Raw genomic sequence first — 12,337 nt, 5'->3', positions numbered from 1 at the left:
CGGCGTCAGGAAGCCGGCTTGGCAGCAACCGACTTCTCGGCGACGAACGCAGCGACATCACTGACACAGGCCCTGCCCGCATCGGTCAGGGCCTTTGCACGTGCGGCATTCCTTGAATCAAGCGCAATGGCCGTCGTCGACACGTTGGTCTGGGCCAGGACCTTCCGGCTGCGGCCGTCCAGAAGCGTCGCCTCGATGCGGCAACGGGCGGTGGTTCCCGACAGCGTGAAGTCGGAGATGCGCCAGGCGAGTTCATAGTCGGTCGGTGCGCCTGTGTCGGACGCGACGGCAATGCCGCCATCCGAGCCGCCCAGCGTATCGAGCAAGGCGATCTGCATCATGCGCGAGGCACTATCGGTCCACTCCACGCCTTTGACGAGGCGCAAGGCGCCGTCGCTGTCCTCAGCGGCAATAGCGCGGCCCCCGACCAGGCGCGAGGCTTCCGGTTCGCGGATGACGATGGAGGCGTCTAGCGAGTGCATCGGCTCCATCGGGCCGAAGCGGTACAGCCCTTCCGGGGCCTTCTTTTCGGGCAGGATGGACACGCATGCCGCGAGGCTTGCGGCAACGATCATCAAAACCATAGCACGGACCATTAGCGGCCTCCTTCATAGGGTGCAGGGTCGCCAGTGACGAAGCTCTGCGGATTCTGTTCGATCTCACGTGCGATCCGGTCAAGCCGGTTGATCAGGAGGCGCAGGTCCTGGCTGGCGAGACGCGCGTCCTGGATGGCAGCCGTGGCTGGCCCCTCAATGGCGTCGGCCACAGCCGAGACGGCGCGTTTGCTCTGCGTGATCGTGTCGCCTGCAGATTGCGTGACGTCGCGCACATCGCCGACGAGGCCGTCCATCTGATCCGCGAATCCGGCAATCCGGACGTCGGCCGTGTTGCCGAATTTTTCGAGCGAGGCGGACGCCGCCTCAAATCGCGTACTCGCGTCGGAGACGTCTTTCAGTGTAGTCGACGCCTGCGTGACAAGCCCGTCTCGCGCAGCCAGCGCACCACTGATGGTCTCAAGGTTCTTGATGATTGCGGTGACCGAGTCGATGTTTTCGTCGGTCAGCAGGAGATTGACCTTCTCGATCGACCGGTTGGCCTTGCCGAGGACTTGCGCGCCGCCCGCGAAAAGCTGGTCGAGCTGCGTCTTCTCGGCCCGAATGACAGGCACGGGTTCGCCGGGGCGGGCCTCGAGCGACTTGCCGGTGCCGGCGGTGATCTGCACGAATGTGATTCCGGTAATGCCGGCGAGCTGGATCGACGCAGTCGAGTCTGTCCGGATCGGCGTCTCGCGGTCGATACGGATGCGGGCGCGCACCTTGGATGTATCGGCGCGATCGATGCGCACAGTCGACACTTCGCCGACCTTGATGCCGATATACCGCACGCCCGCGCCTTCCTCCAGGGACACCGGCCCATCGAAAACGATGTCATAGGCCTTGAAGTCCTGCCGGAACTGCGACTGGCCGAGCCACATAACGAAGCCTGCGACTGCGAAGGCCGCAATCAGCACGAAAGCGCCTATGAGAGCGTAATTAGCGCGCGTTTCCATATCGGGTCTCCATTCTAGTGTCCCGTAGCGGCCCGGCCACGCGGCCCGCCAAAATATTCCTGAACCCACGGATGATCGAAGGTGCGAAGTTCTTCAATCGTGCCGACCGCGAGCACGTGTTTCTCACCGAGCACCGCGATCCGGTCGCAAGTTGCATGCAGCGTATCGACATCGTGCGTCACGAGGAAGACCGTCAGGCCGAGCGCACGTTGAAGCTTGCGCACAAGCGCGTCGAAGCCGGCGGCTGTGATCGGGTCGAGACCGGCAGTCGGCTCGTCGAGGAACAGGAGTTCCGGGTCGAGCGCGAGGGCCCGGGCGAGGGCCGCGCGCTTGCGCATGCCGCCGGACAGGTCAGACGGGTTTTTCGCGCCGGCATCCGGGCCGAGACCGGCCAGGCGAATTTTCATGTCGGCGAGTTCCTCGCGCAAATGCGGGCCGAGTTTCGTGTGCTCTTTCATCGGCACCTCGACATTCTCGCGCACGGTGAGGTTCGAAAACAGGGCGCCGTCCTGGAACATCACACCCCAGCGGCGCTCGAGCGTGCTGCGTTCGACCGGGTCCAGCGTTTCAAGGCGGCGGCCAAACACTTCGATACTGTCCGCGGCAGGCTCCTTCAGGCCGACAATGGCCCGCAGGAGGACAGACTTGCCGCAGCCCGACGGGCCAATAATGCCGATGATCTCGCCGCGGCGGATATCGAGGTCGAGATTCTCGTGGACGACATGACTGCCATAGGCCGTCTTGAGGCCCCGGATCCGGATGATGATGTCGTCCGTCATATCCCCATCTCCATGTAGAAGATCGCGAACATGGCATCGAGCACGATGATGGCGAACAGGGCTTGAACCACAGACGTTGTGGTCGCATGGCCGAGCGACTGGACGCTGCCACCGACATTGAGACCCTGGCGACAGGCAATCAGCGCACACACGAAACCGAAGACCGGCGCCTTCGACATGCCGACCCAGAACTGGTCCAGCGGCACGGACGTGCGCAACCGCTCGATGAACACGCCGGGATTGATGTCGAGCGAGAGCCAGCCGACCATGATACCGCCGGCGATGCCGGCCAGCGTGGCGACAAAGGCGAGTACTGGCGTCATGATCACCATGGCAATGATCCGCGGTGCCACCAACACTTCCATTGGCTTCAGGCCGAGCGTCTGCATGGCGTCGATTTCCTGGCGCATCTTCATCGTGCCGATCTGCGCGGTGAACGAGGAATTGGTGCGTCCAGCCAGGACAATGCCGGTGAGCACAACGCCGAATTCACGCAGCTCGGAATAGCCGATTAATTCCACTGTATATATCTGGAGGTCGAAGTCGCTGAGCGTCGTGGCGCCGATAAATGCCACCACCATGCCGACGAAAAAGGACAGGAAGGCGATTATCGGCAGGGCATCGAGGCCCGCCTCCTCCATCACCGCGACGATCGAGGTCCAACGCAGCTTCCAGGGCCTAAACAGGAGGCGCGCACAGGTCACCAGCGTCTCGCCGAGGAAGGCCAGTGTGGCGATGGCCTCGGTCACGATCTTGAGGAATCCCTCACCCGTGCGTTCGAGCATAGCCATGAGCCCGCCTGGCCGGACGGGCGTCGGCGGGGCCGGCGTGGAGACGGCGTGAACCTGTGCAATCAGGCTACGGGCCGCGGCATGGTCGCCAATAATCTCTGCGGTGTCCTCGGTTCCCGGCATGGCCGCGCGCAGGGTCCGATCGAGGACAAAGGCACCCGCCGTATCGAACCCGCCAAGATTTGTGACATCAAGGCGCAGGGGCCTGCCGGGGGCCAGATCGCGCAGGGCCTCGTCGACCTCCTGCACGGTTGCGACCGTCCAGTCCCCGCTGATGCGGAGAACGGAACCTTCGTCGCCTTGATCAAGCGCGAAATCGGGGGAAACTGTGTCTGCCAACAGCGTGTAACTACCTGACTTGCCTAGCAAAACATGCTTAAGGCAAGGGCATTGGAATAGATCAAATTTGATCGATCAGGATGAGCTATGCGCAATCGGCGTCTCGACATCACTCCCGTATCCTCCCCTCTGAGGGCCGCTTTCGCCATATCGCGCGGGTCCAAGACAAGCGCCGAGACTGTCCGGGTCAGGCTGCAGCAAGGGGAACGCACGGGCTGGGGCGAGTGTGTGCCCTATGGGCGGTATGGCGAGACGATCGAGAGTGTGACGGCCACGATCGAGACCCTGCGCGAGACGATCGAGACCGGCCTGACGCGCGCGGACCTGCAGGGCCAGATGCCGGCTGGCGCGGCCCGCTGCTCAGTCGACTGCGCCTTGTGGGACCTTGAAGCCAAAATGAGCGGCACGCCGGTCTGGCAGCTGGCGGGCCTGCCCGAGCCGAAGCCGGTGGAATCGGCCGTCACGGTGAGCCTGGACACGCCGGAGAAGATGGCCGAGGCGGCGATGGCGATCCAGGGACGGTTGCTGAAGCTGAAGCTTGGCGGTGCGGAAGACCTGAAACGGATCGAAGCCGTACACCTGGCCCGCCCGGACGCGCGGCTGATCGTGGACGCTAATGAAGGCCTTGTGCCAGCCGATTTCCCGTCCATTTCCCGCGCCGCTGCCGACCTCGGCGTGGTGCTGATCGAACAGCCCTTCCCTGCCGGCAAGGATGATGCGCTGGAGCGACGGCCCGGCCCGGTCGCCGTATGCGCCGACGAGAGCGCGCATACGAGCGCCGACATCCAGGACCTCGCCCGGCGCTATGACGCGGTGAACGTGAAGCTCGACAAGACAGGCGGCCTGACCGAGGCGCTGGCCATGGTACGCGCAGCCCGGGCGAGCGGCATGGGCGTGATGGTCGGCTGCATGGTGGCGGGATCCATCTCGATGGCGCCCGCCGTGCTTCTGGCCGGCCTGTGCGATGCAGCCGACCTCGACGGCCCGCTCTGGCTGAAGGACGATGTGGCCCATGCCCTCACCTATCGTGACGGCTGGATCGACCCGCCGCCAGCCGCGCTCTGGGGATAAGCAGGACCAGACGATCAGACCGGGGTCAGCCCGAGGGCAATGCGGTCGGTGAGCATTTGCTGGCGCTTTTCGGGCAGCGGGTGGAACTGGCTGGCATGGGCATCACGCAGCAGGCGCTCGATACCGGCCTTGCGCATGAAGCCGGAGCCGCCGCACACTTCCAGCGCCTTTTCCGTCACCGCGATCACGGCATTGGCGCAGATCGTCTTGCGGACAAGGACTTGGCTGGCCAGTTCTTCGCTCGGCGCAAAGGCGAGATCGTCGCAAAGCGCAATCATCGAATCGACCGCAAGCTGCGCGGTAACGAGCAGGTTCTGCATCTCGCCAACATGAAGGACAGTGACCGGATCATTGGTACGGGCCTTCGCCTTTTCGAGCGCAAGCGCCGCCGCCGATTCCGCCAATCCCACATAGACCGACATGATCAGCGGCATGGCGACGGTGACGATCACGCTGAACGCGGCATGGTAGGGTCCTCGCGGACGTTTCAGGCCGACAGCCGCGTCCGGCACGAACACGTCATTGAACCGGATCGTCTGCGAACCGGTGGCCCGCATGCCCATGGCTTCCCAGTCATCCAGCAGCTCAACGCCCTCGGCTTTCAAGGATACCGGAAAGTGCAGGACCGACGGTCCGTCGTCCGGGCAGTCAAAGGCACAGGATGTGACGGCAATATCGCCGCGCGGCGAGCCGCTGCCGAAGGGCTTCACGGCCTTGATGCGATAGCCGCCATCCACCTTGCGAGCCTCGCCATTCGATTCCAGCCAGTCGTTTGCGCCGGTGCTGACAAGAACGAGTTCACCGTCGGCGACCTTTTCGAGCAGGGCCTTGCCGGGCTTGCCGTCTTCATGGTTCTTGCGCGCAGCTGATACGAGATGCTGGTGCATGGAGACCGCCAGCGCGGTAGACGGACAGTCATGCGCAAGACGGCGCAGGAAGGCGCACATGTCGCGGTGCGAGACGCCTTCGCCGCCAAGGTATTCGGGCACCTGGGCCGAAAATATCTTGCGCGCCTTCAGGGCGTCGTAGTTTTCGTCGACGAATTCGTCCCTGCATTCAAATTTTGCCGAGTTTCCGGCGAACGCGCTGCCAAGGCGGGCCGCGGCGTCGATGATCTGTGTGTCGAATGGCATTTTTCTGTATCCTGCTTGGGTGGGAGATGGGAGGCGCCACGCCATGCGGCGCCCCCGGATTCCGTGTCAGGCGACAGTGGCGGGTTGGGCGCCACCCCGCGCCATGTCATGCACGTCAGCGGCGGTCAGCAGTTGGCCGCCGATGCCCCAGTCGCCTTCTTCGACTTCCTTGATACGCACCCAGGTCACGGAGCGCAGGGCTTCGCCTTCGATGGCCACCATTGTTTCAGTGACCTTGTGAATGATATCCGCCTTCTGAGCGGGCGAAAAGACGTCCTTGATAAGATCTATCGTGACGAGTGGCATTTCACTTCTCCTGTTTGAATTGTGACCGGATCATCCGGTGACAGGAAATCAGTGCGCTTGTTTCGCGTTGCATTAAAGTTCAGGAGTTGAAGCGAACCACTTCAGAATGTAAAGTGAACCACTTCAGAAGCAATCATGCCCCTCTGGCAGCGCCTTGGGAGGTGCCCCTTGAAATACGGCCAGTTCTGTCCGATCGCGAAAGCAACGGAAATTCTCGGAGAGAAATGGACGATCATGATCGTCCGCGAAATCCTGATGGGCGCCACCCGATTCAATGTCGTGCAGCGCGGACTAGGGGACATTTCGCCCGCCTTGCTGACGGGACGCCTGAAATCCCTTGAGCAACAAGGCATGATTGTCCGCCGCAAGATCACCGGTCAGAAGGGATACGAATACTTTCCGACAGAAGCGTGCCAGGCCCTTTTGCCAGTTCTGGTGGCCATGGGCGAATGGGGCCTGTGCTGGGCAAGGCACAACGTGCTCGATGAAGACTTCGATGTGGACTTCCTGATGCTCTACCTCGAACGCAGTATCGATCCGTCCAAACTTATCGGCAGTGAGAGCGTGATCCAGTTCAAGTTTACAGATCTTGTCGAGCAGAGCGATTACTGGCTGCTGGTCCGGGACGATAATGTTGATCTTTGCCTGAAGAATCCCGGCAAGGACGTGGATGTCTATTTCACCTGCACAGTGCGGACCATGCATGATGTATGGATGGGCGAGCGGACCTATCGTGACGCCATCAAATCCGGCGACCTGTATGTACAAGGCGATCCTGCCCTGACGCGGAACATCAAGGACTGGCTGCGGCCGAGTATATTTGACGGCTCCGCGCGCGCACCATTGCCGGACCACCTGACCTCCCGGTGACACAGACCCCTGCCCCACCGTCAGGCGTTGCTAGGCGCGCGAGGCACCCATAGAGTCCCGGCACGAAAGACAAGCCGGGAGGATAGACGATGACGCAGGTCAAAATGCAGGGTGTTGCAAGCGACAAGTTTGAGGGCGTACGGAACCAGTTCCAGACGCACCTGGATACAGGCGCCGATATCGGGGCCTCCTTCTGCGTCACCAAGGATGGCGAAGCCGTGGTCGACCTCTGGGGCGGCTATGCCGATGTCGCCGGCACACGGCCCTGGGAGAAGGACACGATTGTCAACGTATATTCGACGACCAAGACGATGACGGCGCTGACTGCCCTGTTGCTGGCCGACCGAGGCGAACTGGATTTTGATGCGCCTGTTGCCAAATACTGGCCGGAATTTGCGGCGAGCGGCAAGGCAGACGTGAAAGTCAGTCATCTGATGAGCCACTCAGCTGGCCTGTCAGGCTGGCGTGAGCCGTTCACGACCGAGGACTTGTATGACTGGGAAAAAGCGACGAGCCTGCTGGCGGCGCAGGCGCCCTTCTGGGAACCGGGCAAGCAGGCCGGCTATCACGCCATCACCCAAGGCTATCTGGTTGGCGAAGTTGTGCGGCGCATTGCGGGCAAATCGCTCGGCACCGTATTCCGTGAAGAGATTGCCGAGCCGATGGCCGCAGACTTCCATATCGGCCTGCCGGCGGCGGAAGACAATCGCGTGGCCGAATTGAAGCCGCCGCCAGATGGCAACATTTCGGCCGATCCCACCATGACGGAAACCAAGAAGCTGACGCTGACCAATCCGGTGATTAACGTGGGCGCGACGCGGACGCGCGACTGGCGCGGAGCCGAGATCCCGGCGGCTGGCGGAACGGGCAATGCGCGTTCGGTGGCAATGGTCCACACGATCCTGGCCAATGGCGGGGCCGCTGGCGGCAAGCAGTTCCTGAGCGAGGCCGGTTGCCGCAAGGCGTTGGAGCCGCAGATCGAAGGCACGGACCTGATCCTCGGCATTCCGGTGCGCTATGGTCTTGGCTTCGGCCTGTCCGGGCCTATGTCGCCTGCGCTGAATGAACACTCCATGTTCTGGGGCGGCTATGGCGGCTCCATCGCGCTAATCGACATGCAGGCACACACGACCATGTCCTATGCGATGAACCTGATGCAGGGCACCACGACCGGCGACATGCGGGCAATCACGCTGGCTATGCAGGCCTGGCAGGGACTGAACGCCGGCTGATACTTGGCGGGATTGCTGACAGGGTTGCGTTGAAGACAGGAGAAACCTGACCGACGGATCGGTGAACCCTGATGACTGCGCGGCGCATGTGGCGATGGAGCGGACTTTGCCTGCTGGCATGCGGCGCGGCGCTGCAGGCGTTTGCGCAGGCGCCGCTCGAAATTACCGCGCCTTCGCTGGTCTATCGCGGCGCGTCTGCTGTACCGCTGGAGATTACGGCGCCCGCGCTTGTCTTTCGCGGGGCTGCCGCAACACCGCTTGAGATAGCCGCCCCTGCCCTTGTGTATCGTGGGACCAACGCCGCTCCACTTGAAATAACGGCGCCCGCAATTGTCTATCGGGGCGCAACGCGGGCGCCGTTGGCCATCACGGCCCCCTCTCTCATCTTCCGGGGCGCTGCCACGCAGCCGCTCAGCATTGAAGCGCCAGCTCTGGTGTTTCGCGGCGCAGCATTGAGCCCGCTGCAGATATCATCCCCGAGCCTGATCTATCGGGGCGCGGCGACACAAGCCACACAGCCAACGGCGAGCACTCTGGAAATCATTGATCGGCCCATTGGGCCAGTGAATTCGATCTACCTGTCTCTCGACAGTGTCGACGTGGATGCCGCCCTTGGCATGACCGTCACCTATAAGGGCCTGCCCGAAAACCGGGGATATGGTGGACTGATCTTCATGGATGAGACACCGCCACGCCTCGCGGCCTGGTTCTATACCGCCGCGAACAAGCCGGATGGGGAGTATCAGCGCAGCAGCCTGCCGTCCTTAACGGGCAACTGGAAAGCCTGCATCGGCTTTGCGCCGCAAATGGATCGTGCGGTGGCAGATGTGGCGCAATATGCCGACTGCCTGGACTTCGTGGTGGCCGGCGCAGGCAGCATTGATGCGCAGCCGACGTTGACCTTGCCGGACACGCCCCTGAAGGCCGGTCGCGACGTGACGCTGACCTTCGGTGGCCTGCCCCCCGCCAATTGCGGGATCTACATTTACGACGCGTCGGGCCAAGAGGTCGCGCGCCACTTCACCAACCGCAAGTCCGACGATGCCTGGACGCTGCGGTTTGCCAAACCCGGCACGCATGACCTGACCATCACCTATCACGGCTCTGCAGTGCGTGCGCATGCCAAACTGGAGGTAATCCCATGAACTACCGTATCCTGACGTATCTGCTTGCGACGTGCTGCTTCTGCCTGCCAGGGCTGGCCGCGCCGGACCTGTCGGGCAAATCGCTTGCGTTCGTGGCGGCCTATGACGCCGCCTATTCCCGATGCATAACGAACGGGAAGCGCGCGAGCACGGTTCGCAAAAAGCCTTCTGAAATCGCGGCATGCGAGCAAAGCGCGCTCGCGGAGGCCACGGCTGCGACAGTCCAGGCCGCTCCCACTCTGATCGACAGGGTATCCATACCGGTAATTGGTCAGACACCCGCTTTAAGCCTGCCGACGATATCGCCGGATAGGCCGGACATCGTGTTGAATCAAGACGACATGGACGAAATGAAGAGGAACATGGACCCCAACAGGATGATTCTGACGATCCCGATCGATTTTCAGAACCTGCCAACACAGTTTCCTAACACCGTTCGAGTCGAAGATAGACCGGACAAGATCGTGCTCCTCATCGGAGTTAGCGGCATGACGTTGACGGACGAAAACAAATGGAAGACCTTGCCCGACCGGAGCGTAGAACTGAAAGTCGAACTCGACTATCCCGTTGAAGGTAACCTGCAAACTGAGCTGCAAGTTCCGCTGGAAGGACCGGGGCCCGCATACGACGGACTGGACTTTCGTTTCTTTGGAAATTCTGACCGTCACCGACTTGGTATCTCAATACGATTGAGAACCAAAAACAGATCAGGATCGGAAAGCAACTCTTTTGAGTATGCGTGGGACGAAGCAAGATCTATCTTTCGGTTCGCTGACGTCTCCTTCGTGACAGGTGGCCAGTTCGAAAAGGGCAAATGGGTAAGACTCCGTCGGTATTGGTCGGGGCCGACGCCTGACGAATTCGTAACAGCCACTTCGGAATGTCACGACGATAACTCCTTGAACCGGGACGGACCGTCCCAATATTTGGGAAACGGTCCGACGGCCCGCTCCTGCGAGGCACTCGTGCAAGAGTAGATTCCCGCCCGACTCACGCCGCGCCGTCGAGGATTTCCTTGAAGCCACTGGGCGCGTGCGGGCCCATGAACAGCTGTTCGAACGTGCCGATACCTTCGGAGCCGAGTCCGTCAGGGCCTTCATGTTTTGCACGGACGATTTCCTGGATGTGCAGGTTCTCGGGCACTTGCCATGGCAGGCTCGCAGGCTCGAAGTCTTCCCGGGAGATGGCGAGCTGATCGCCCCGGAAGGCGCCATGGCGGTATTTGTCGTGGCCGTAGCCGATGCCCTTCATCAGGAACGTGCCGATCGGTTCGAACGTCACCTTGTGGGCGCGGCCCTGCGGATCCGTCATGTCAAGATACGCGCTGGCCATGCGGCGCGTGCCGGGCGCGTAGGTGACGTTCATCTTCGCATCGGAGAGGTGGATACCTTCGCCCTGCGCCACGCCATCGGGCACGATCACCGCCCGGGTGTTCCAGGTCACGCCATGCTCGTCATGATTGACGTGGTAGAACATGGACAGGTTGGGGAAATTGGTCGGCGTCCATATCCAGTAGAATTGCGGCGTTGGCGCCGGAATCAGCGGCTGCGGATCCGGCGCACCGATCGGGCGGACACCCCATGAGCGGTCGCGCGTGCCGGTAAAGTCGTCGGGGCTGACCTTGATCGACTCATCGTCGACACGGACGCTGCCGGACCAGCGGCCGTTCTGCGTCATGCGGGTGAGGTCCATCATCATGCGCGAACCGATCCGGCGGGTAAAACGCGGTTCCTCAATCGGAAAGGCGCGGCCCTCGAATTCCACATCAAGCGCGAGGCCTTCGGTTTCCTCGAGGCGCAGGCGGATTTTCTTCAGCGGTTCGACGACCTCGACCGAGAGCGGACCGACATGCGTGTCCATCCGTTCCATGTTGAGCGGGCGCGAGAGATAGACGCTCGACTGCTTGCCATTGCGCAAGATGGAAACGGCGCCGTCGATGATGTTGAGCGCCGGGTAGACGCCCATCGCGGCTGCAAAGAAAGTTGACCCGTCAGCGCTGTAGCCATTGAAGAAATAGCGGTCGTAGAAATTTCGGTCGGAGCCGGAATAGGCAACAGGTTCGGGGGTCTGGTGGATCGGGTATTCGTCACCGGCGCTGAGCATGGGATGTCCTTCCTTGGCGTCACCTCTTGGCGGGTGATCCGTCAGCTTTAGAGTGGACGAAGCAGGCGGGCCCAGCAAGGGGTGACGCAAAGGGAGCCCGTTAGAATGACAACACGCATGACGGCCGACGAGGCAAATTCATTCCTCGGTGCGGCTTTCCCGAACACCGGCAATCGCAGCGAGGTGGTCCTGATGGAAGAGGGCCGCGCAAAGATGCGGCTGGTCGCCGACGAAACGCATTTGCGGCCGGGCGGATACATTTCCGGCCCGACGCAGATGAGCCTGGTCGACTCGGTGGCCTATATGGCCGTGATGACGCTGACCGGGCACGAGCCGATGACGGTCACGAGCAATTTGAGCATCAATTTCCTGAGGCCCTGTATCGGCGACGTCGTCGTGGCGGATGCAAGGGTGATGAAGATCGGGCAGGCGCTCGCCGTGATGGATGTGGACGTGCGGATAGAGGGCGCTGACAAGCCGTCGAGCCACGCGGTGGTGACCTACGCCCTGCCCCGCAAGCCGGAGACCAAGCAATGAACCGATTAGCGCTTGGCGCGGCCCTGACTGGATTTGGCGGCGTGGCGCTCGGCGCTTTCGGCGCACATGGCCTGGCGCTGGGCGTGGAGGCTGCCGACTGGTGGCAAACGGCGACGCTTTATGCGCTGGTCCATGCGGCGGCGGCGCTGGCGATTGCCATGTCAGGTCGCACGGGTTTGGTGCGCCTGGGCGGATGGGCGTTCATCCTGGGCGTGCTGGTCTTTTCAGGTTGCCTGTATGCGATGGCGATCGGCGCCCCGCGCTGGCTGGGCGCGATTGTGCCGCTGGGCGGCCTGTCGTTTCTGGCGGGATGGGCGCTGGTCGCGGCAGGCGCGACGCGGCGCTAAAGCACCTCCGCATCATTTGACTCCATATCCAGCAGCTTTGAAGTAGTTCTGGCATTCGTCGGCTGAGTAGAGGTCGATGACCGAGGCGATTGCGTTGTGGAGGTCTTCGATTGTCCTCGCGCCGATCCGTCTGAG

At 62.1% G+C, this 12,337-nt stretch carries 14 protein-coding genes; 7 read left to right on the top strand and 7 right to left on the bottom strand.

The window, feature by feature from the left end; all coding sequences use genetic code 11:
* Positions 1-5: 5 nt before the first annotated feature.
* The 4 genes from ACESNB_RS13515 to ACESNB_RS13500 are packed head-to-tail and all read right to left on the bottom strand — an operon-like array spanning position 6 to position 3,458.
* Entirely contained in the window at positions 6-596 is a 591-nt protein-coding gene (locus tag ACESNB_RS13515) for an ABC-type transport auxiliary lipoprotein family protein (protein WP_373008171.1), read from the bottom strand.
* Positions 596-1,549, bottom strand: coding sequence for an MlaD family protein (locus ACESNB_RS13510; RefSeq protein WP_373008169.1), 954 nt, complete (start codon positions 1,547-1,549; stop codon positions 596-598). Before ACESNB_RS13510 ends, ACESNB_RS13515 begins: the two co-directional genes overlap by 1 nt.
* Positions 1,550-1,563: 14 nt before the next feature.
* Positions 1,564-2,328 (bottom strand): ABC transporter ATP-binding protein, encoded by a 765-nt coding sequence (locus tag ACESNB_RS13505; RefSeq protein ID WP_373008167.1) that lies wholly within the window; start codon positions 2,326-2,328, stop codon positions 1,564-1,566.
* Positions 2,325-3,458 carry an MlaE family lipid ABC transporter permease subunit gene (locus ACESNB_RS13500; RefSeq protein WP_373008165.1) on the bottom strand — a complete coding sequence of 378 codons (1,134 nt, stop codon included), beginning with the start codon at positions 3,456-3,458 and terminating at the stop codon, positions 2,325-2,327. The genes ACESNB_RS13505 and ACESNB_RS13500 overlap by 4 nt, the downstream gene beginning before the upstream one ends.
* 87 nt (positions 3,459-3,545) lie before the next feature.
* On the opposite strand from ACESNB_RS13500, the gene dgcA reads away from it, so the two are divergent.
* Complete coding sequence (gene dgcA, locus ACESNB_RS13495) at positions 3,546-4,529, top strand: N-acetyl-D-Glu racemase DgcA (protein ID WP_373008163.1); 984 nt, start codon at positions 3,546-3,548, stop codon at positions 4,527-4,529.
* 14 nt (positions 4,530-4,543) lie between these two features.
* Here the strand turns inward: dgcA and ACESNB_RS13490 are convergent, their stop codons facing one another.
* Positions 4,544-5,662 carry an acyl-CoA dehydrogenase family protein gene (locus tag ACESNB_RS13490; protein ID WP_373008161.1) on the bottom strand — a complete coding sequence of 373 codons (1,119 nt, stop codon included), beginning with the start codon at positions 5,660-5,662 and terminating at the stop codon, positions 4,544-4,546.
* Between the two features lie 66 nt (positions 5,663-5,728).
* Entirely contained in the window at positions 5,729-5,968 is a 240-nt protein-coding gene (locus ACESNB_RS13485; protein WP_373008159.1) for a 4-oxalocrotonate tautomerase family protein, read from the bottom strand.
* Positions 5,969-6,136: 168 nt separating this feature from the next.
* Between ACESNB_RS13485 and ACESNB_RS13480 the strand changes: the two genes are divergently transcribed.
* From ACESNB_RS13480 to ACESNB_RS13465, 4 genes are all read left to right on the top strand, one after another.
* Positions 6,137-6,838 carry a winged helix-turn-helix transcriptional regulator gene (locus ACESNB_RS13480; protein WP_373008157.1) on the top strand — a complete coding sequence of 234 codons (702 nt, stop codon included), beginning with the start codon at positions 6,137-6,139 and terminating at the stop codon, positions 6,836-6,838.
* An 89-nt stretch (positions 6,839-6,927) separates the two neighbouring features.
* Positions 6,928-8,070 carry a serine hydrolase domain-containing protein gene (locus tag ACESNB_RS13475; RefSeq protein ID WP_373008155.1) on the top strand — a complete coding sequence of 381 codons (1,143 nt, stop codon included), beginning with the start codon at positions 6,928-6,930 and terminating at the stop codon, positions 8,068-8,070.
* A gap of 71 nt (positions 8,071-8,141) precedes the next feature.
* Entirely contained in the window at positions 8,142-9,215 is a 1,074-nt protein-coding gene (locus ACESNB_RS13470; RefSeq protein WP_373008153.1) for a hypothetical protein, read from the top strand.
* Positions 9,212-10,192, top strand: coding sequence for a hypothetical protein (locus ACESNB_RS13465; protein ID WP_373008151.1), 981 nt, complete (start codon positions 9,212-9,214; stop codon positions 10,190-10,192). The genes ACESNB_RS13470 and ACESNB_RS13465 overlap by 4 nt, the downstream gene beginning before the upstream one ends.
* 13 nt (positions 10,193-10,205) lie before the next feature.
* Here the strand turns inward: ACESNB_RS13465 and ACESNB_RS13460 are convergent, their stop codons facing one another.
* Positions 10,206-11,318 (bottom strand): hypothetical protein, encoded by a 1,113-nt coding sequence (locus ACESNB_RS13460; RefSeq protein ID WP_373008149.1) that lies wholly within the window; start codon positions 11,316-11,318, stop codon positions 10,206-10,208.
* Between the two features lie 105 nt (positions 11,319-11,423).
* Between ACESNB_RS13460 and ACESNB_RS13455 the strand changes: the two genes are divergently transcribed.
* Positions 11,424-11,855, top strand: a complete 432-nt coding sequence (locus ACESNB_RS13455; protein WP_373008147.1) for a PaaI family thioesterase — start codon at positions 11,424-11,426, stop codon at positions 11,853-11,855.
* Entirely contained in the window at positions 11,852-12,202 is a 351-nt protein-coding gene (locus ACESNB_RS13450) for a DUF423 domain-containing protein (protein WP_373008145.1), read from the top strand. Before ACESNB_RS13455 ends, ACESNB_RS13450 begins: the two co-directional genes overlap by 4 nt.
* Positions 12,203-12,337 lie beyond the last annotated feature (135 nt).

It is taken from the genome of Hyphomonas sp. (genome assembly GCF_041689225.1).
Taxonomy (GTDB): domain Bacteria; phylum Pseudomonadota; class Alphaproteobacteria; order Caulobacterales; family Hyphomonadaceae; genus Hyphomonas.
The sequence above is the reverse complement of the archived record's forward strand: the minus strand, read 5'-3'. Positions and strand labels throughout refer to the sequence as shown.